The 20,732-nt window shown below is 38.8% G+C and carries 15 protein-coding genes; 10 read left to right on the top strand and 5 right to left on the bottom strand.

Annotation, left to right across the window (positions count from 1 at the left end; genetic code table 11):
* Nucleotides 1-143 precede the first annotated feature (143 nt).
* Complete coding sequence (locus tag GQR87_RS05735; protein ID WP_158967404.1) at nt 144-1,457, top strand: hypothetical protein; 1,314 nt, start codon at nt 144-146, stop codon at nt 1,455-1,457.
* 41 nt (nt 1,458-1,498) lie between these two features.
* On the opposite strand, the gene GQR87_RS05730 is transcribed toward GQR87_RS05735, so the two are convergent.
* A complete protein-coding gene (locus GQR87_RS05730) occupies nt 1,499-2,401 on the bottom strand; it encodes a LysR family transcriptional regulator (protein ID WP_158967402.1) in 903 nt (300 codons plus the stop codon).
* Between the two features lie 122 nt (nt 2,402-2,523).
* Here GQR87_RS05730 and GQR87_RS05725 point away from each other — a divergent pair, with 122 nt between their 5' ends.
* Together GQR87_RS05725 and GQR87_RS05720 are read left to right on the top strand one after the other, a co-directional pair.
* Nucleotides 2,524-3,519, top strand: coding sequence for a zinc-dependent alcohol dehydrogenase family protein (locus GQR87_RS05725; RefSeq protein WP_158967400.1), 996 nt, complete (start codon nt 2,524-2,526; stop codon nt 3,517-3,519).
* A 99-nt stretch (nt 3,520-3,618) separates the two neighbouring features.
* On the top strand, nt 3,619-3,912 hold the full coding sequence (locus GQR87_RS05720; protein WP_158967398.1) for a DUF1330 domain-containing protein: 294 nt from the start codon (nt 3,619-3,621) through the stop codon (nt 3,910-3,912).
* 187 nt (nt 3,913-4,099) lie between these two features.
* On the opposite strand, the gene GQR87_RS05715 is transcribed toward GQR87_RS05720, so the two are convergent.
* Together GQR87_RS05715 and GQR87_RS05710 are read right to left on the bottom strand one after the other, a co-directional pair.
* On the bottom strand, nt 4,100-5,650 hold the full coding sequence (locus GQR87_RS05715; RefSeq protein ID WP_158967396.1) for a VCBS repeat-containing protein: 1,551 nt from the start codon (nt 5,648-5,650) through the stop codon (nt 4,100-4,102).
* A 132-nt stretch (nt 5,651-5,782) separates the two neighbouring features.
* A complete protein-coding gene (locus GQR87_RS05710) occupies nt 5,783-8,077 on the bottom strand; it encodes a YgiQ family radical SAM protein (RefSeq protein WP_158972889.1) in 2,295 nt (764 codons plus the stop codon).
* Nucleotides 8,078-8,345: 268 nt separating this feature from the next.
* Here GQR87_RS05710 and GQR87_RS05705 point away from each other — a divergent pair, with 268 nt between their 5' ends.
* Both GQR87_RS05705 and GQR87_RS05700 read left to right on the top strand, forming a co-directional pair.
* Nucleotides 8,346-9,458, top strand: coding sequence for a methyl-accepting chemotaxis protein (locus GQR87_RS05705; RefSeq protein ID WP_158967394.1), 1,113 nt, complete (start codon nt 8,346-8,348; stop codon nt 9,456-9,458).
* A gap of 42 nt (nt 9,459-9,500) precedes the next feature.
* Nucleotides 9,501-10,349 carry a nitrate- and nitrite sensing domain-containing protein gene (locus tag GQR87_RS05700; RefSeq protein WP_158967392.1) on the top strand — a complete coding sequence of 283 codons (849 nt, stop codon included), beginning with the start codon at nt 9,501-9,503 and terminating at the stop codon, nt 10,347-10,349.
* A gap of 67 nt (nt 10,350-10,416) precedes the next feature.
* Here GQR87_RS05700 and radA read toward each other — a convergent pair whose 3' ends face one another.
* Complete coding sequence (gene radA, locus GQR87_RS05695) at nt 10,417-11,781, bottom strand: DNA repair protein RadA (RefSeq protein WP_158967390.1); 1,365 nt, start codon at nt 11,779-11,781, stop codon at nt 10,417-10,419.
* Nucleotides 11,782-11,968: 187 nt separating this feature from the next.
* On the opposite strand from radA, the gene GQR87_RS05690 reads away from it, so the two are divergent.
* The gene (locus GQR87_RS05690; protein ID WP_158967388.1) at nt 11,969-14,488 is read left to right on the top strand and encodes a PilZ domain-containing protein; all 2,520 of its coding nucleotides are present in this window, start codon (nt 11,969-11,971) and stop codon (nt 14,486-14,488) included.
* 33 nt (nt 14,489-14,521) lie between these two features.
* On the opposite strand, the gene serB is transcribed toward GQR87_RS05690, so the two are convergent.
* Nucleotides 14,522-15,547, bottom strand: a complete 1,026-nt coding sequence (serB, locus tag GQR87_RS05685) for a phosphoserine phosphatase SerB (RefSeq protein WP_158967386.1) — start codon at nt 15,545-15,547, stop codon at nt 14,522-14,524.
* Nucleotides 15,548-15,708: 161 nt separating this feature from the next.
* Between serB and tsaA the strand changes: the two genes are divergently transcribed.
* The 4 genes from tsaA to GQR87_RS05665 all read left to right on the top strand — a co-directional run bounded on the left by tsaA (nt 15,709) and on the right by GQR87_RS05665 (nt 20,341).
* A complete protein-coding gene (tsaA, locus tag GQR87_RS05680; protein ID WP_158967384.1) occupies nt 15,709-16,419 on the top strand; it encodes a tRNA (N6-threonylcarbamoyladenosine(37)-N6)-methyltransferase TrmO in 711 nt (236 codons plus the stop codon).
* Between the two features lie 79 nt (nt 16,420-16,498).
* Nucleotides 16,499-18,214, top strand: a complete 1,716-nt coding sequence (locus GQR87_RS05675; protein WP_158967382.1) for a proline--tRNA ligase — start codon at nt 16,499-16,501, stop codon at nt 18,212-18,214.
* Between the two features lie 145 nt (nt 18,215-18,359).
* Nucleotides 18,360-19,199, top strand: a complete 840-nt coding sequence (locus GQR87_RS05670) for an MBL fold metallo-hydrolase (protein WP_158967380.1) — start codon at nt 18,360-18,362, stop codon at nt 19,197-19,199.
* An 11-nt stretch (nt 19,200-19,210) separates the two neighbouring features.
* A complete protein-coding gene (locus tag GQR87_RS05665; RefSeq protein ID WP_158967378.1) occupies nt 19,211-20,341 on the top strand; it encodes a patatin-like phospholipase family protein in 1,131 nt (376 codons plus the stop codon).
* Nucleotides 20,342-20,732: the final 391 nt, after the last annotated feature.

Genomic DNA, 20,732 nt, shown 5'->3' with positions numbered 1-20,732 from the left:
GTTTTTTGCTAATGGATAAACAGACTTAACTATTGCAGTTTATCACTCACTTAACTCAAGTTTTATTACAAATTGCTAGAGAATAAAATATTCAATTGAGTTAGAGTTTAACAAAGTAATAACATTGGATTAAAATTTATTCTATGCTAAAAAAACAGTATTCTCGCTTCACTAGCACTTTTCTTTTCAGTTTTTTCCTTTGCTTTGCCTCACATAACACCTTCGCTCAAAGCAGTATATTAATTGCCGAAACATTAGATGACGCAGCCCAACGATACGTCAAATTAGGTTTGGAGTTAGGAGAATATGACACCGACTATGTTGATGCTTATATGGGCCCTGCTGAATGGCGAATTCAAGCCAAAGAAAACTTACGTTCTAAACAACAACTAGCAGAAGATATTCATTCTTTATTACAAGCTCTTACCGTACTGCCTATCACCGAAGAATTAGAACTACGCCATAAAGCTCTATTCCGCAATGTGCGAGCTATGGACGTCAGAGCAAGAATGTTGCTGGGCGAAACATTTAGTTTCAGCCAAGAAGCTAAACTCATTTATGACGTTGAATTACCAGAATATGATTTTGCCACATTTGATCAAGTGCTTAATCAAATAAACCAACTACTGCCCGGTAAAGGTGATTTGTCTGAGAGGATTAATAATTTTCGCCAAGATTTTATTATTCCTGAAGACAGTGTTGATGCTGTATTAAGCATGGCAATTGATGAATGTCGTGCTCGTTCTAATCAGTACATTAGCTTACCTGCAACTGAAAATTTTAAACTCGAATATGTAACAGACAAAAATTGGTCTGGTTACAACTGGTATCAAGGTGAAAATAAAAGCTTAATGCAAATTAACTTAGACTTTCCTATCCATATAGATCGCGCCATCACACTAGGTTGTCATGAAGGTTACCCTGGTCATCATGTGTGGAATGTATTGATTGAAAATCAACTTTTAAAACAGAAAGACTGGATTGAGTTTTCACTTTTCCCTTTATTTAGCCCTTATGCCTTAATTGCCGAAGGCAGCGCAAATTTTGCTGTTGAATTAGCCTTTCCAACCCAGCAAAAAATCTATTATGAAAAAAAAGTATTATTTGCTAAAGCTGGGTTAGATACTAAAAACGCAGCTAGTTTAGACAAACTGAATAAATTGATCGAAAATCTGTCTCATTCTATAACCGCCACAGCTCAATTGTACTTAGACGGAAAAATCAGCCGCCAGGAAGCAATAGAACAAAGGCGTAAATATTCCTTAATATCCACAGAGAAAGCTGAACAAAGCATACGTTTTATCGAACAATATCGGGCTTACGTGCTGAATTACAATCTTGGTAAAGACATAGTGTCAAACTACATCAATAGACTCAGCCAAGATCAAAAAAGTCAGTGGCAAGCATTCGAACGCATATTAACTGAACTCGCTACCGGTTCTGATATGTTGCAGTGATAATTGGCTTAACTCTTTGGCCAAGAAAATCCAATTCTTGGCTAGAGGTGAATTTTATCCCAATAGGGAGTACCAGCAAATTTCTCTGAATAATAGTCAATAAAAGCTCTTACTTTAGGGGCTAATAAACGTGAGCTAGGATACACAGCCCAAATAGCTGTCTCGGGGGACAAAGTATAATTTTCTAATATTGGCACTAATTCCCCCTTCGCTAATTGTTGATAACAATTCCAAGTCGAACTAATGGTTATTCCCAACCCCGCCACTGCTGCATCTCTTACTACTTCACCGCTGTCTGTTTTAAATACGCCTGATATTTTGATACTTTTAGCTCCATCAGGACCATCAAGGTGCCAGGTATCAAGCCCTGTCAGATAAATACATTGATGCTGCAATAAATCTGCTGGCACTTTAGGTACTCCAAACTGTTTTAGATAATCGGGCGAAGCACAAATAATACGTTTATCAGGAGCCAGTTTACGAGCCACTAGAGTTGAGTCTTTTAATGCCGCATTACGAATAGCAATATCAAAACCGCCTTCCACCATATCAATAATGGAATCAGACAAACGAAAATCGACTTTGAGATCGGGATAATTTTCTAAAAAGCCTTTTAGCCAAGGGACTAAATGGGAGCGAGCAAAAGACACAGGAGCAGCAACCCGCAAGGTACCACTAGGTGAACTATTGCCCTTGCCTACAGACACCATGGCGGCGTTGACTTGAGCAAGCACTTCTTCTGCATGAGGCAAAAAAGCCATACCTTCTTCCGTTAAAGATACCTTTCTGGTGGTGCGATGCACTAAACGCACGTTCAAAGATTCTTCCAGTTTATTGATATGAGCACTGGCAACCGCCGGCGATAATCCCAGCTCTTGCCCTGCGGCACTAATGTTATGGGTCACGGCTAAACGTACAAATAGCTTTAAGTGTTCAATATTCATGATTATCAACCAAATCTATAAAGTAATTCTTTATATTTAGATATTATCAATTATAAACAATCAAATATACTTATGTTCATACCAGCAATACTTATTAACAAAATATTGAGAGAGTAAACAAAATGAAAGCAGCAATTATAAAAGCATTTGGTGGCCCTGAAGTATTTGCAGTGGCAGACATAGCTAAACCACAAATTAAAGCGGGTCACGTTTTAGTTAATATCAAAGCTTCTAGTATTAATACAGTAGATACTATGATTCGTGAAATGGGTACAGAATTACCTTTCGCGCCGCCTCTACCTGCCGTATTGGGTATGGATTTTGCTGGAATAGTTGAAGAAGTGGGTGAAGGTGTGACAGATTATAACGTAGGTGATGAAGTCTACGGTTGTGCTGGCGGACTAGGCAACTTACCTGGCACCTTAGCTGAATATATAGTTGCCGACATCGATCTAATCGCTCGTAAAGCAAAAAATTTAACCATGCGTGAAGCGGCCGCTATTCCTTTGGTGGGTATTACTGCATACGAAGGGTTAATTCGTGCAGGTATCAGCCAAGGCCAAAACGTATTAGTGCACGGTGGTTCAGGTGGTGTAGGTCATATTGCTTTACAACTGGCCAATCACTTTGGCGCAAACGTTTTTGCTACTGGTGGCGGTGACAAACAAATAGCGTTGATCGAAAAATTAGGCGCAACAGCGATTAATTACAAAACAGAAACAGTGACTGACTATGTACAAAAACATACAGATGGTGCAGGTTTTGAACTTATATTTGATTCTGTCGGTGGCGCGAACATGACAAAATCTTTTGAAGCTGCAGCGTTAAATGGACAAATTGCTTCGACTGTATCTTTACTTGAAATAGATTTATCTGTGGCTCACTTTAAAGGTTTATCTTTACACGTAGTCTTTATGTTGATCCCTATGCTACATAACTTCAAACGTGCCGCACATGGAAAAATCCTACAACAATTAACTGAAATAGCTGAAGCCGGTGGATTAACTCCAGTATTAGACGAACTGACATTTTCACTAGAGCAAGCGAGTGAAGCTCAGGCCCGTTTATCAAGTGGTCAAGGTATGGGTAAAGTTGTGGTTGATATCTACCCTGCATAATTAGCCAGATTTAAACACTTTTTATCCCATGGCTCTCAAATAGATGGGTATTTGTCCTTTATGACATTTGCCCTTCAAAAAAAGAATAGGAAACTTAATATGACTCATTATTCAGTGATAGCAGTCACCCCCACTAATCAGGATTGGATAGCTGACTATGCTGCGGCAACAGAAACCATAGTCAACAAACATGGTGGAAAATACATTGCTCGTACAGATAGTCACGAATATCTTGAAGGTGAAGGCTCAACAGTTAATGTACGTGTGATTATTCAGTGGCCTTCAAAAGAAGCTGCAATCGCATTTATGACCGACCCTGAATACATACCTCATTTACAAGCGCGAACAGCGGGCTCTGACAGCCAACATATTTTAATTGCTGGCATCGAATAGGCGATTTGGAATAGAAAATGGGTTTAGCTAATACTCAGACTAAATTTGCCAGCATTAACAATGGCTATAATTCAGTCTTTAAAAAAACAAACTCAATCTTGGTTTAGTGGTGCCGATTGAAACTTACGTCAATAGCACTTTGCACTAGCAACTGAACTCGGGAGCGGCAAGTTCTACTTGACCAATATTATTTAGCCAACAAGATAGATATTTCACGCATTTTTTCTGGCCCGTCACTCGGGCCAAAATGAAAAATAAAATCGGTTTTTTCGTCACCATTTAGATCATCGACTAATACTTCTTCTGCATTTTGGGGTATCTGTAATTTTTGTCTAACGGCACGCCTGCTGAAAGGCCTTTTATCCTCAGGGGTGGCATATAATACTTTAAGCACATCTGTGCCATCTGAAAAAACTAAATCTTTGTGTTTGTCACCATTAATGTCTGATATCTTGACTAATGGCTCTCCAGAATTACCCGATGACAAACTAAAGGTTAATTCGACCTCTTGATTAACAATAGGCTTTTCGACAAATAGTCCCTGCTCATCCATTATAAAAATCATAGTATCTTGGTCAATACTGCCAGACATTAATGCACTGATGATTTGAGCAAGGCCAATATCAAAAGAAGACACTAATACCTCAAGTTTTCCATCATTTTGTAGATCAACTAAATGCAAGTCAGTTAAGGTATCTTTAGACGTTACTTTGCTAGAAAGTTGTTTAGGGTAGCTGAGTTTACCGTCTTGATAGCTGCCATAATAAAATTCGTAATCAATGGTTTTATCTAGTACGCCAGAGCTTTGTGTGTACTTAACCACTAAATCAGGAATTTTATCGCCATTAATGTCTCTTACTGTATCCAGCTTTCTGTAGGTTAAATGACTTTGATCAAGCTCTTGGCCATTTTCGTCGGTAATATCCCACCACTCATAAGCTGACACCGACTTAACAATATCGATATATTGGGCTTGAAAATCAAATTGCATATCTGCATTTTGCAAGTGAGTAACCACTTTTCCTTCAGACAAATAAACTATGTCTGTTTTATTATCCAAGTTCATATCTTGGAAAAACAAATCGGCATCGAAATACCTAAATTGACTATTTTTTAATTGTAACCTAGCCGTTATAGGTAAATGCTGGACATGCCTTTTAGTACAGCAATCAGTTAACCACAGGTTCAACTGTTCAAAATGAGGTAAGACTATGTCATCTTGACCATCATCATTTACATCCAAAACAAAATTGATATGCTCAAATGCATCAGACTTATCGCTTAAATACATAGATGACACAGCTTGCTCAATTTGCAAACTAGCAGCATGATTCATATGAGCAGGAATATATTTTTTAACCTCTGATTTAGTCAAAAAATATAAACTTTTTAAACCTTCTGCGTTTTCTTCACCTAGATCAAAAGCAAAAAAGCTTGCAGGTATATCAATAGTATCCATAGCTTTATAACTGGCTGTTTCATCGATCGCATATATTGTCAGTTTCCGCTGAAGGTTATCGTCCACCCCCACAACAAGTAACTCAATCCCAGCTTTGGGTAAAAGATCCACGGCTAAAACAGCCTGAGTGACATTAAAAGGCACCACAATTTTATGCTCAGTAAATATATCGGTGTATTTAGCAAGACTAGAAAAGCTTGTAATACAGGCCATCACTAACAATAAGCATTTACCAAATAAAGACGCTCCCTTGCAACTCACACATGACTCTGTAGACATAAAACTTGGGCTCCGAAACAAACAAAAGTGACTAGCTTAACAAACCTGTATTCTGGAAAATACCAATGACGCTTCAAAGGTACTTATAAAAAAAGAGACCAAGGCCTCTTTTTTCATTATTTGTATCAACTACTAACGTTTAGCTTTGCCTCCCGCTTTGGACTTATTCGCCCCATTACTTTTATTTGCTGCGTCATTATGGGGCTGATTATCACTGAATCGAGTTAAGCCTTTTTGCGCCCGTGCAGCATTAGGATTTTTACCCTTAGCATGCGCTTTATTCACCGAACGTTTGGCATAGGCTTTTTGATCTCTGCCACGAAGTTCATTACGACTTTCAGTTGGCACCAAACATTTAGGTCCATTTCCAATTAAATAGGCCTTGCCCATCTCTGTTAACGCTTTACGTAACATGGGCCAGTTTGCCGGATCGTGGTAACGTAAAAAGGCTCTATGTAAACGCCTTTGAATTTCACCTTTAGGCACTTCTACAATTTCACTTTTATGATTCACTTTATGTATCGGGTTTTTATTGGTGTGATACATAGTAGTGGCATTAGCCATAGGTGACGGATAAAAGTTCTGTACTTGATCCAGTTTGAAGTTGCGTTCTTTTAACCATAGAGCCAAATTCAGCATGTCTTCGTCTTTAGTGCCTGGGTGAGCTGAAATAAAGTAAGGGATCAAAAATTGCTCTTTACCCGCTTCTTTAGTGTATTTATCGAATAACACTTTAAACCTATCGTATGTGCCCATACCCGGTTTCATCATTTTATCAAGAGGGGCTTTTTCCGTATGCTCAGGCGCAATTTTTAGATAGCCACCTACATGGTGAGTGACTAATTCTTTTACATACTCAGGATCTTCAATTGCCAAGTCATAACGTACACCCGAAGCAATCAGAACTTTTTTAACTCCCTCTACCTTTCTAGCTTGACGATACAAGTTTGTGGTAGGTGATTGATCGGTATCTAAGTGGCCACAAATTTCAGGCCATACACAAGACAAACGTCGACAAGCTTGTTCGGCTTTAGGACTCTTACAACGTAACTTGTACATATTGGCAGTTGGACCGCCCAGATCAGAAATAACCCCAGTAAAGCCTGGTACTTTATCGCGAATATTTTCGATTTCACGAATAATAGATTCTTCAGAACGGCTTTGGATCACCCTTCCCTCGTGTTCGGTAATCGAACAAAAAGTACAGCCACCAAAACAACCACGCATGATATTTACCGACGTTTTAATCATATCGTAAGCGGGTATTTTGGCTTTACCATAACTAGGATGTGGAACACGTGCATAAGGTAAATCAAACACGGCATCCATCTCTTCGGTTTCAAGTGGAAACGCCGGTGGATTGATCCAGACTATTCTATCACCATGTCGCTGTGCTAATGCTCTAGCACAACCTGGATTGGTTTCTTTATGTAAAATTCTCGATGTATGAGCGTAAAGTGTTTTTTCAGCACGCACCATATCGTAAGGCGGCAACAATACGTAAGTTTTATCCCACGGTTTACGCCTTTGAGTTTTCGATGTAAATGGCTGCACAACGATAGGTTTAGCTTTTTCTGCGTCAATCGCCGCTTGTTTTTCTGCTTCAGATGAAACAGCACATTTATCTTCGATATTTTCGTATGGACTAATAACAGGATCAATTTTTCCAATCACATCAAGGTGAGTTGAATCGACGCCTTGCCAACCGGGTAAGGGCTCTCTGCGCAATACTGCCGTGCCACGAATATCTTGCATTTGATCTATGGTTTCACCAGATGCAAATCTATGAGCCATTTCTATTAGTGGCCGCTCGGCATTACCAAACATCAACATATCGGCTTTTGAATCAAATAAAACACTTCGACGTACTTTGTCAGACCAATAATCGTAATGAGCGATACGACGCAAGCTGGCTTCGATACCACCAATTACAACAGGTTTTTTATAAGCTTCTTTACACCTTTGGGTATACACAGTCACAGCTCGGTCAGGGCGTTTCCCCCCTTCATTATTCGCAGTATAAGCATCATCATGGCGAAGTTTGCGATCGGCAGTATAACGATTGATCATCGAATCCATGTTGCCCGCGGTTACCCCAAAAAATAAATTGGGTTCGCCCAACTGCATAAAATCTGCTTTAGAGTGCCAATTAGGTTGAGAAATAATTCCCACTCTAAAACCTTGTGCTTCAAGCGTTCGACCGATCACAGCCATACCAAAACTTGGATGGTCAATATAGGCATCGCCTGTGACGATTATGATGTCACAACTATCCCAACCCAATTGGTCCATTTCTTTACGGGACATAGGCAAAAATGGTGCAGGTTCAAAACACTCTGCCCAATATTTGGGAAAAGAAAATAATCCTCGTTCCGCTTTCATACGGGGGATAATTTTAGTTCTAGAGGCGGGTTGGATAGTCGGCATGGATTGTCTCAAAAAGCGATTCATAAAAACCCGTCGATTATAGCAGAAATTAAGCAACTGATTAGCTAAGAATTTAATCTCTTTTTTAGTGCAAAAAAATTCACCACTTCACCAAACAAGTGCAAGAACAATAAATTCAAACCATAAACAAACCTCATGAAAAAATTGTTATTATTCATATAAAACAATATGTTAGATATCACTTCCCAAATGGAACATTAATTGCTTTTAGTCATTTCTATTTAATTCTTTTTTTAAGAACCCATTCATGACATTGCCTATACATTTGCTGCTAAAATTATTGGGGATAAAATTAGGGTTAATACTTATAGGCTTATTTGTTGTTTCAGGCATAGTGGTATTAGTTTCGACCCAATTTATTACCCACGAATATTTACGCATCACTGTGGGTTTATTACTGGCATGGCTCATACTATCATTAAGCCTTTGTGTTCAACGTGACTTAACTTCACTTCACACTGGGTTAATAGAATTTGATCCCGACACAAGAAACATTCAAAACTTTGATTCTACTTTTCTATTTTTAAATCTCATATTAGACAAATTGAGCTCTTTATTTAGAGAATCTAATCGAACCAAAAATGCTTTATCAGAACAAATATCAGAAATACATTATTCTTCACAACAAGTCAGTCTCTCATCTCACACATTAGCTGAAAATGTCGATAAACAATCTGAATCCACCCACCTCAGTGCCGTCGCGATCAAACAAATGGGTGCAGCTTTATCTGAGGTCACAGCAAAAATGGAGACACTTAACAAGGCAACAACAAATACAAGTCAACTGGCTGAAAATGGTCATACACAACTTTCTGTATTAACCGAAGAAATTGTCAAAGTAAAACAAGAAGCGTCTGATACCTTAGTTGCAATAGACGAACTGAATAAAAATACCCAACAAGTCTTTGCCCTCACCAGCGCAATTGAAAAAATAGCAGAACAAACTAATTTATTGGCTCTTAATGCCTCCATAGAGGCGGCTAGGGCCGGCGAACAAGGCCGAGGTTTTGCTGTTGTCGCTGATGAAGTAAGAAACTTAGCGGCTGTCAGTAAAAACACAGCAACGAGTATCATTAGCAGCATACAAGCAGTACAAACTAAAAGTGCGAATGTCAGCAACAATATGTCTAAAGTATTTCAGTTAACTGAAAGCTGTGCTGAAAAATCTGACGATGCTAATCGTATTTTAAAGAATATATATACAGAATCAGAGCGAGTGCAACAGCAAGTAAAAATAGTCTCAGATAACGCAGAGCAGCAAAGACTAGTCACTGAAGATATTTCTAATCACTTAAATGAAGTAGTAAAAAATAGCCCAACAGAATGCCGAAATAGCCAAACAAACAAATCAACTTTCTAGTCATCTAAGTAACATTACAGGTAGTCAAAAGGATCACAAATTATGCTAGAGACAATATTTGGGATCGCTATTATTAGTGTGGCCTGTGTCATCATTATTGCCTACATTACTCAGACAAAAAAACGTCAGTGGCAACAACAACAAACACTGATATCCCAGCTATTACAATTAAAAACCATTATTGCCTTTACCCAAAAACACAGAGGTATGTGTGCAGCTTATATTCAAGGTGATGAAAAAGCCCTTAATGTATTAACCAGTATTGACAATACCCTGCAACCCGTCATTGAAAAATTAAACAATGAGCCTTTTTTAATGCAACAAGGCCGTTGGATTGGATATTTAGATCACTGGCAAAGATTAAAAAAACAATATAAACAGTTGGACTTAACAACCAGTTTTAATCAGCACACTAACTTGATAACCAACTTATTGTATTTATTTGAAGATATTTCTGAGCATAGAGCATTCAACAAAAAATCTTTTAAAGGCACATCTAATAGCTCAGTGTTATGGCAAGAGTTACCTTTTACTGCCGAATATGTGGGCCAAGCTCGAGCGGTAGGTGTCGCCATAGTGGCAAGAGGTACTTGCACCCAAGTGGATAAAGTAAAAATAGGTTATCTGGCTACCAAAATACCTGAACTATCGAACAGAATATTTAGCTACCTTGAAAGGAATGGCAGTGAACAATTACCATTAATTAATCACGCCAGAAACAAATGCCAAAGTTTTACTAACTTACTGCAGACAGAGTTATTAGAAGTCAATCAGGTTAACATTAGTACTGAGCAGTATTTCTCTGCAGCCAGTCAAGCTATGGATTCAATCAACCGTTTATTGGACGCTGAATTAAGTACCTTACATGAACACATTAAACGCGCTTATTAAACAAGCTGAAAACGAGTTTACAGGCACAAGTAAGGGCATTAAATTCACACTTTAAGCACAAAAACAGCTACAAGGCCTCAAGGGCTTCTGATAACCTAGAAACACCAATAATCTCAATACCTGTCATACCTTGTTTTGGTACATTCGCTTTAGGTACTATGGCTCGCTTAAAACCATGTTTGGCGGCTTCACTTATCCTTTCTGAGCCATTAGGTACAGGTCTAATTTCACCTGCTAAACCAACTTCTCCAAAAGCAATCAGTTGTCTATCTAGGGTTTTATTTTGAAAACTAGAAACGATAGCTAATAACAAAGCCAAATCAGCACTCGTTTCTGCCACTTTTACTCCACCCACCACATTGGCAAATACATCTTGATCATTCATCTGTACATTGCCATGCCTATGCAAAACAGCCAATAACATGGATAAACGATTTTGATCCAAACCAATCGCGACTCGCCTAACATTGGCCATTTGAGAATAATCAACCAACGCTTGAATTTCCACCAAGAGGGGGCGAGTACCTTCCCATACAACCATCACAATACTGCCAGGAGATTGTTGTTCGTCGCGACTCAAAAAGATAGCTGAAGGGTTATTGACCTCTTTAAGACCTTTTTCGGTCATTGCAAAAACACCTAATTCATTGACGGCACCAAAGCGATTCTTTTGACTTCTAAGGGTGCGATATCGACTATCACTTTCCCCCTCCAACATCATCGAACAATCGATACAATGCTCTAAAACCTTAGGCCCAGCTAAACTTCCATCTTTAGTGACATGTCCCACTAGAAACATAGCAATATGATTTTGTTTAGCAAAACGAGTGAGGTAAGCGGCACTTTCTCTAACTTGGGAAACACTGCCCGGAGCAGATTGCACATCGGCAACCTGCATAACTTGGATAGAATCGATTACCATTAATTCAGGTTTATGTTGTAAAGCCAAATCACAAATAATATCCACATTAGTTTCAGCTAATAATTTCAATTTATCCTTTGCCAGCCCTAGCCTTTGCGCTCGCATTGCCACTTGTTGTAGAGACTCTTCGCCTGTTACGTACAAGGCATTTCTGTTGCCTGCCATTTGACACATAACTTGCAGCAACATAGTACTTTTACCCGCACCTGGAGAGCCACCAATTAACATGGCAGATCCCGGCACTATGCCTCCACCTAAAACACGGTCTAATTCTTTATAGCCAGAAGCAAACCTAGGCAATGCTGCCAAATCGATACTTTCTAATGTTTCTACTTTTGCTTGGGTTTGACCTGAATAACCACCAGCCTGATGACTATGATTTGACTTGCTTGCAGACACAACAAACTCAGTAATAGTATTCCATGCATTACAATCATTACACTGCCCCTGCCAACGAGGATATTCAGCGCCACAATCAGAGCACACATACGCGGTTTTACGTTTAGCCATATTTTTAATCTTTTCTACCTTGAATTTAAGGGTTGCTTAACCCTAAGGGAATATCGTATTTTACATAACAAATGTATAACTGTTGAGTTTACAGGTGATAGTTTTTTAGTTTTCTGTCGATAACTAGTTAACTAGGTGTTTAATCCCAGAGCTAATTTAGCCCTATAGCATACTTAATCCAGGTGACATGAGCCAAGACTTAGAAGAATATCAACACATAATCGAAGAACTTAAGCCCATGATTAATGAGCCTGAGTTTAATCAGGTGTTAAGTCAAGTCGCTTCTTCTGTGCCCAAACAAAAACGTTTTTTATTAAAAATGGAGCTGAAACGCCTAGCTCGCCCCTGTATACGATTAATTGATTTACGTGGATTAGTGAGTGGTCAGTGTCGACTTTACACTCATGAAAATAAACAACACTTTTTAGATGACGTGGCCATCGATACTTTTGAAAAACAAGTCCGTATTTTTGGTGAATATACTATTGGAGTGTATGAAGCGACGACCAATACCGAAAATAACTATCGGGTAATGCACAAAAAAGAACAACAAGACGCCCTTAAACGTAAAAAATCTCCTGCTAAAGTAAAAGAAAAACCAGAAAGTTTTGTTGCCCCCTTAGTTAAGTTTGGTAGCTTTTATCAACGAGAAGAAGAACGAATGAATTTCTCGGTAAATATTGAAATATTTACCGAACTGAACAAAAGTTTACAAGCGAATACGATAGACATATCTGTCAATGGCTTAAAAGTGAAAGCCGGTAAAGAGCATTTATTTAAAGTAAACGAACGTTTAACCGTACAATTCAGGGGCTTAGAAAAAGAATACGCCCTGAATAAACGTCAAGGTGTGAGTTATACAGTAGAGGCGATTGAACAAGTTAAAGATGCCCAAAAACTTTATTTAAAACGTATTGATGATGCGCCTTATCCAAGCTTTGACAATTTTTTAAAACAATTTATTCACGGTAATAAAAGACGTTATAAGGTCAATTTAGATAACACCTTAACGGCGATCCAAAATAAAACTTACGAACAATATTATATTCCTAACTTTTCATCCATTCCTGTTTATATTGACAAGGTAAACGACGAGTATATTCCTAAATACGCCTTAGCGAATGACAGTAATAGAGAAGAAATACAATATTGGGCAAATGAAATTCAAGATTTAAAAATCGGTTATTTGCTAACGCCCGAACGAATAAAACAAGCTTTGTCCTTACCTAAAGGCCAGCAGGAAATATTTATTTTTGTGTTTAACCACATTAAAAATGAAAAAGTGTATTTTTATTCTGCCTCTCATTCTGAGTTAGAAGCCAAACCTGAATTAAAAGGTTTGTTTTTAGGTTATGGCTCGCGAAAAGTCAGTTGGCGAGTGTACAAATTGCAATTAACTGATATGCGCCCTGAACAAAGTTATCGCCCTTTGTCTATTTCGAACTCTATTAATGATTCGGTCAAACGACAAAATCAAAAGCCTTCTCCCAGGCTAATGTCACGTCTAAAAAATCTAAAACAGATAGCGGTGTTAACCAATATAACCGACAATATTAGTACTGAGCAGTATCAAAAAAATAAAATCAAACGGGATCAATTAGCCCAACTGAAAGTATTTGGTCATCCTCGTAATAAGCCACCAGCCTTGGTGACTGTTTATCGCTTTAAATATTTTAATCAACGCAGAGAGACCAGATTCTTATTACGTACCGCGGTCAAAGTAACGGTTGGCTCACAAGAGTTTGAGGGTTATACCGAAGACTTTTCAACCAAAGGATTGCGAGTAGAACTGCACAATTTTTTTGCATCTAGTAACGATAACAAGGTCAATCTTAGTTTTCCGCAATTACAAATGGTGACCAGCAAATTTGATTTAACCAACTTACCCTACTTAGTCAAACATATTTCTAAAGATGGCCATGTCATCCACTTACAAAACTTTATCACTGAAGAAAACAATACGGCTCGACGTTTCTTTGAAGCGTTAATTAAAGCAAACCGCTCTAAGTTAAAAGCTTACCGAGATGAAGAAGAAGTGCCTGGAATAGGTGAGGCATTACGAAATATCTATGCTAATAATGTGGTTAATACTGCATTTTTCTTACGCAAGCACGGAGTGGAATTTATTCCTGATGCGACTGGCACTTGGTCGTTTCCAAGCCGCTTAACTAAATTCTTACAATTTAAAACTGAAGAAAATGAAGTAAATCTGTATGCATTGTTCAGAAACGCTAAGATAAAACACGATTTTATTCCGGATGTTCTGAGCAAAATAAAACCCAGTGATAAACCTGTCGCACGTGAATTATTTATTGCTTTTGATCCCAGTAAAACAGTGATAGGTGAAGCGATACATAGTTTATATACCAGCCAATTTACTCAACCGGTACAAAGGCGTGAATTTATTAATCATGCTTTGCAGAATGGTCAATTTCTTGCTGTTAAAGTATTTATCGCCAGAACTGGCAGGCCTGATTTTGAAACTATGCAATCAGAGTTAAATTACGTCAGCATTTATGCCTTGCATAAAGCAAAACTGTTAGAAGAACAATTATGGAATGTCACTGCTGTCGGGGATTTAGTTGACGTCACAGATGAGGTACTAAAACGCTACAATTTTGAACAAAAAGTGATAGACAGTAATCACCAAACACCAAAAACACATAAAATAAAACAAGTCGGTATCGAACAATTGCTCAAAACCTAAGTCAGCTGACTCAGGCTTTGAATGACTGAAAAATTATTGCCTTGCAGCTAAGATCCAAATCAAGGCATCCATCCCGCCTTTACTGATAGATATATCGGCTTGTTGACGTACCACTGGTTTAGCATGAAAAGCCACCCCTAAAGACGCTGCTGACATCATCACCAGATCATTCGCGCCGTCACCCATGGCGATCGTTTGCTCTATGGGGATAGACCACTTCTCTGCTAGTTTAACTAAAGTTTCAGCTTTTACTTGAGCATCTATAATGTCACCCATTACCTTTCCAGTTAGTTTCCCGTCACTAATTTGGAGCTGATTAGCTACGGCAGCATCTAACTCTAAGCGTTCAGCCAAATAATCGGCGAAATAGGTAAAACCGCCAGAAGCGATAGCTAATTTCCAATTTGCCTTTTTCAAAATAGCAATCAAATTAGCAATGCCAGGCATTAAAGGTAAAGCTTGACGAACCTGCTGAATAACAGCTTCATCACAGCCTTTTAAACATGACACTCGGGTCCGTAAACTTTGTGCAAAATCTAATTTACCTTGCATAGCCAGTGCTGTCACAGACGCCACTTCTTCGCCAACTCCAGCTAAAGCGGCTATTTCGTCAATACATTCAACAGCAATAACAGTACTGTCCATATCCATCAATAACAAACCAGGTTGTTGTAAACTCGGCACTTTGTCCACTAAACACAATTCAACACTTAACAACTCAGCTGCAGCCACTAGTTTTTGTTTTAAATCGGCGTTATCTAACACAGAGACATTTGCCACAATAGCAAAACCAGCCACACCTTCCATTTGCAATGCAGAATAAGACTTGACCACTAGATAACCTTTTAGATAACTAGTCACTTGCAGAAGTTTGCCAAGGTGCAAACCTTCGGTAAACATCACCAAAGATTGTAAGTCCGCCTGAGAGCTGGTTTGCTCCACAATTGGCTTAACCGCCACGTCCGACAATTGAAAATGTTGAAGATCTTGATTAAGTACCAAATCAGCTAAAAAAAGATGGGAGTTAATTTGTTTGTTAGAAACCGCAATATCAGACACGTTTTAAATACTCATTACTAGAATTACACAAATGGTATCGAATGCCCCCTCTTATTGCTAATGCCTATTTGGACAAATTTATACGTAAAACGTTGAACTAAGATCAATATTCGGTAAACATAACTGATAAAGGTTAAATCTAATAAAAGTCGTTCTTCTGCATGAGTCTAGACATCAAGCCAATTGGGCTTATTCGTACCCCATACAAACAGAAATTTGCGATCCCTAGACAACCCGGATTAGTCAAGAGTGCTGTGGGCACAATTTTATTTACCTCCGAATTTAATGATCCTAATTATTTACGTGGCATAGAACAATTTAGCCACCTATGGTTATTGTTTCATTTTCACCAAACTGCAGATAAAGGACATTCCCCTCTAGTAAGACCCCCTCGTTTAGGTGGCAATGAAAAACTAGGCGTATTTGCCACCCGTAGTACTTTTCGTCCCAACAGTATTGGCATGTCTGTGGTTGAATTTGACTCAGTACAATTTAAAAATAAACAACTGAATCTACAGGTGCGTGGGATTGATCTTTTAGATAACACGCCAATTCTCGACATAAAACCTTACATACCTTATGCAGATAACATAGAAAATGCACAAGGGGGGTTTGCCAATCAGGCACCAAGTTGTATGCAAGTTAAATTTTCCCTTGATGCGACTCAACAAATAAACGCATACGTTAAACAATACCCTCAACTTGAAATATTAATAAGCCAAGTGTTACAGCAAGATCCACGGCCAGCCTATCGCAACAAACAAGAGCTAGAAAAAGTTTATGGTATGACTCTGTATGAGTTTAATATTCAATGGCAAGTCAGCGAAAACTGTAATCATGTGCTGAACATAGAAAAAATTGATACACCTTAATCAATAAGGGCTTTAGCCTAAGCAAGCCTACTGATAGAATAGCCGCCGTTTTTTCACCCTTTTTGAGACTCTATCATTCATGCGCACAAGCCAATATTTATTATCAACGCAAAAAGAAACCCCTGCCGACGCAGAAGTCATTAGCCATCAGTTGATGTTACGTGCAGGTATGGTTAGAAAACTAGCCTCTGGCCTATACACTTGGTTACCGACAGGTTTACGGGTATTAAACAAGGTCGCCAATATTGTTCGCCAGGAGATGAACAAAGCAGGATCAATCGAGATATTGATGCCAGTGGTGCAGCCTGCCGATTTATGGCAAGAGTCTGGCCGTTGGGATGAATATGGCCCAGAATTATTACGCATAAAAGATCGCAACTCACGTGATTTTGTATTAGGTCCAACACATGAAGAAGTAGTAACCGCTTTAGTCAAAAATGAAGTCAGCAGTTACAAGCAGTTACCACTAAATTTGTACCAAGTACAAACAAAATTCCGTGATGAAGTTCGTCCTAGATTTGGTATTATGCGTGGCCGTGAATTCACTATGAAAGATGCTTACTCTTTTCATATGGAGCAAAGCTGTTTAGAAAACACCTATCAAACTATGTTCCAAGCATACTGCAATATTTTTGAACGTATTGGTTTAGATTACCGCCCTGTTATCGCAGATACAGGTTCAATCGGCGGCAGCGCCTCTCACGAATTCCACGTATTAGCAGAATCTGGTGAAGATGATATTGCTTTTAGCGATAGCTCAGACTACGCAGCTAATACAGAAATGGCCAAAGCGCTGCCACCAGCTGGTGAACGACCTGCTGGGACTCAATCTTTAGAAAAAATAGCCACACCAGGTCAAAAAACTATCGATGACGTGGCTAAGTTTTTAAATATTCCAGCCATTCAATCGGTCAAAACATTAATAGTGTTAGCCGAGGAAGACGAAAAAGGTCAGCAAGGTCTAGTCGCTTTAGTATTACGTGGTGATCATCAACTAAATGAAATCAAAGCTGAAAAGCTGGCGGGTATCTACTCGCCATTAACTATGGCCAGTGAACAACAAATTGAAGACACTTTAAATTGTACTATTGGTTCTATCGGTCCAGTAGGACTAGAAATTCCAGTAATTGTTGATACCGATGCAGCCCATCTTGCTGACTTTGTTTGTGGCGCTAACGAAACTGATTTTCATTACACTGGCGCTAACTGGGAAAGGGATGCTGGTGAATTCCAAATCGCTGATATCAGAAACGTAGTCGCCGGTGACCTTTCTCCTGATGGGCAAGGTAGCTTAGAAATAAAACGAGGGATTGAAGTAGGTCATATTTTCCAATTAGGCGACAAATATTCTCAAGCCATGAACTGTGGTGTGTTAGATGAAAATGGTAAACATAAAATATTATCTATGGGTTGTTATGGTATTGGTGTATCTCGCATAGTTGCAGCAGCAATTGAACAGAACCACGATAAATATGGCATTATTTGGCCAGACGCAATTGCTCCTTTTAAAGTGGCCATTATTCCGATGAATATGCATAAATCTCCGCGCATTCAAGAAGTGGCTGAATCTTTATATTCACAATTACAAGCTGCCGATGTAGATGTTTTGTTTGATGACAGAAAAGAACGCCCTGGGGTGATGTTTAATGATATGGAACTAATTGGTGTGCCTCACACTATTGTTATCGGTGAACGCAACTTAGATGAGAAAAAAGCAGAGTATAAAAATCGTCGTACTGGCGAAAAAACACTGATTGAAATTGACAATTTAGCTGATTTTATTGGCAGCCTTTAATTGCTCAATCTAATATAAAGCGTCTCAGGACGCTTTTTTTATATCTGTAAGGATCACATACCTAAACAATAAAGTTTATACTTAAACCGACTATCCTTTAATGGTAAAGTTTCCTCACACAGACAGGTAGTCGAAGAGATAATCAATGCAAGTAACTTTTTACGGTGTACGAGGCTCCTGCCCTGCTCCAGGCCTAGAGTTTATCAAATACGGTGGCAACACTGCTTGTGTACATGTGAGTCTAGAAGATGGCACAGATATTATTCTCGATGCAGGAACAGGCATCAAAAAACTTGGTCAAAAATTAATTCAACAAAAAAATGATATTCATCTACTGCTGACACACAATCATTGGGATCACATTCAGGGCTTTCCCTTTTTCGCCCCTATTTATCAACCAGAACGTAATATATTTATTACCCCTGGGCAAATCACCTTTGATGAAAAAGATGCCATTTTAAAACAAATGAGTGGTAGCTATTTTCCTGTGCATTACCGAAGCTTGCCATCCAACATCGAAATAATTAGTTTGGATGAAAATATTTCAAGCTGGACAATTGGTTCTGCTAAAATTTGTCGTTTGACCATGAATCACCCTGGCGCGGGAAGTTCCTTTAGTATCGAGGCCGACGGTAAAAAAATCGCTTATGTCACTGATAACGAACTTTATCCGCCATACAAGAAAAATACCGATTTTCTAGACTGGGCAGAATTCTGCAGAGATGCAGATTTAATCATTCACGATGCCCAATATATGATTACTGACATGCCAGCCAAATCAGGTTGGGGACATTCAGTCGCAGAAGAGGCAGTAAAATTAGCTATGGCCAGCCGAGCTAAACGTATGGCACTCTATAGCCATGATCATATTCGCACTGATGATGAAATTTCAGAAATTGAAAAACATTGTCAATATGTCATAAAAGTAGGTGGCGCAAATTTAGAATTGTTTGCCGCCGCAGAAGGTTTAATCGTATCACTATAAGGGCATACTAGTTGTCGGATCGAAACCAATTCGCATTATTATTATCTGGAGGGGGGGCACGAGCGGCCTATCAACTAGGTGTACTTAAAGCCATTGCGACCTTTCTACCAAGAAATCATGGCATACCTTTTCCAATAATTTGTGGCAACTCAGCTGGAGCAATTAATGCTACGGGTCTTGCCTGTTATGCATCTTGTTATCATTTAGGCTTAAGAAAATTAGAATGGGTTTGGAAAAACTTTGATACTCGGCAAGTTTATGACAGCGGTGTAAGAGATGTATTTAAACATCTGACAGGTAATTTTTTATCCAGCTTTTTAACCGAAAAAAATCAAAAGACCCCCTCCAGCTTATTAAATAATCAGCCATTACGTCATCTCATTCGTCAACATTTAGATTTTCAGCGCATAGATACTAATATTGATAGAGGTTACCTTAGAGCCATTAGTATCAATGCATCCAGTTATACTAGCCATGACTCCATTAGTTTTTTCCAAGGGCATAGTGAACTAAAAGCTTGGCAACGAGAACAAAGACGTGGTTTGCCTTGTACCTTAAACTCTGAACATCTGATTGCTTCGTCCGCAATTCCTATGTTATTTCCCCCCGTCAAAATGTTAGGAGAGTTTTTAGGCGATGGTTCGATCCATCAATTATCCCCTTTGAGTCCTGCGATTCATCTAGGTGCAGAAAAAATACTAGTGATTGGAGTAGAACAGCCAGAACGGATATCTCGCTTTACTGATATGCAAAACTTTCCCAGCAGTATTGCGATAGCGGGTCATTTATTAGACACCATTTTTGCTGACACTCTAAAATCAGATTTAGAACGGCTAGAGCGGATTAACAATACCATAGCTCATATGACGTATAAACAAAGACAATTAACTCAGTTAAAAACCATTGACTGTTTAGTGATCAACCCCAGCGTTAACTTTAATGAAATGGCGGCCAAACATTTCCACCGTATGCCTTCAGGTATAAAAATACTATTACGAATGTTAGGCCTACACGACAAAGCCGATTCCAGTTTACTCAGCTACTTATTGTTCGAAAAAGAATTCTGCCGAGAATTAATTGCTTTAGGCATGAAGGATGGCCTCGCCAGACAAGATGAATTGAGAGCCTTTTTGCAAGTTTAAAAGACCAATCCGCATTGATAAGAATACACTCAGAGAGAATTCAAATGCGCTTAATCAAGGCCCTTGAATGAATTTTTTATTAATAAAGAGCTCCTGCTCTTTCAAGTTCGAGCAACACAGAGTAAGCGCATTTAAAACTCACCTGAAAGGAATACCTCAGCGGCTTTTAACCTGCGTTCTCGGTATTTGAAAGGGGACAACTATTCCTACACATCGATGCCTTGCGCTAAAGCGAACAACCAGTAAAAAGCATTTAGATAGATCCCTTCGGGCTGCGTTTGTTCGGCATTTCAACTGCTTCATCACTTATTAAAGTAGAAAAACTAGATTATAATCGCGGTTAGCTGTATGAATACCGTACAATTCGCTGCAAAAACATTCACCAAAGATC

The organism is Paraglaciecola sp. L3A3 (genome assembly GCF_009796765.1).
Taxonomy (GTDB): domain Bacteria; phylum Pseudomonadota; class Gammaproteobacteria; order Enterobacterales; family Alteromonadaceae; genus Paraglaciecola.
Note: the sequence above shows the minus strand (reverse complement) of the source record. Positions and strands in the feature narration are given on the sequence as shown.

Coding starts and splice junctions, on each gene's coding strand:
- GQR87_RS05735 (WP_158967404.1), top strand. CDS start 144: ATGCTAAAAAAACAGTATTCTCGCTTCACTAGCACTTTTCTTTTCAGT.
- GQR87_RS05730 (WP_158967402.1), bottom strand. CDS start 2,401: ATGAATATTGAACACTTAAAGCTATTTGTACGTTTAGCCGTGACCCAT.
- GQR87_RS05725 (WP_158967400.1), top strand. CDS start 2,524: ATGAAAGCAGCAATTATAAAAGCATTTGGTGGCCCTGAAGTATTTGCA.
- GQR87_RS05720 (WP_158967398.1), top strand. CDS start 3,619: ATGACTCATTATTCAGTGATAGCAGTCACCCCCACTAATCAGGATTGG.
- GQR87_RS05715 (WP_158967396.1), bottom strand. CDS start 5,650: ATGTCTACAGAGTCATGTGTGAGTTGCAAGGGAGCGTCTTTATTTGGT.
- GQR87_RS05710 (WP_158972889.1), bottom strand. CDS start 8,077: ATGCCGACTATCCAACCCGCCTCTAGAACTAAAATTATCCCCCGTATG.
- GQR87_RS05705 (WP_158967394.1), top strand. CDS start 8,346: ATGACATTGCCTATACATTTGCTGCTAAAATTATTGGGGATAAAATTA.
- GQR87_RS05700 (WP_158967392.1), top strand. CDS start 9,501: ATGCTAGAGACAATATTTGGGATCGCTATTATTAGTGTGGCCTGTGTC.
- radA (WP_158967390.1), bottom strand. CDS start 11,781: ATGGCTAAACGTAAAACCGCGTATGTGTGCTCTGATTGTGGCGCTGAA.
- GQR87_RS05690 (WP_158967388.1), top strand. CDS start 11,969: ATGAGCCAAGACTTAGAAGAATATCAACACATAATCGAAGAACTTAAG.
- tsaA (WP_158967384.1), top strand. CDS start 15,709: ATGAGTCTAGACATCAAGCCAATTGGGCTTATTCGTACCCCATACAAA.
- GQR87_RS05675 (WP_158967382.1), top strand. CDS start 16,499: ATGCGCACAAGCCAATATTTATTATCAACGCAAAAAGAAACCCCTGCC.
- GQR87_RS05670 (WP_158967380.1), top strand. CDS start 18,360: ATGCAAGTAACTTTTTACGGTGTACGAGGCTCCTGCCCTGCTCCAGGC.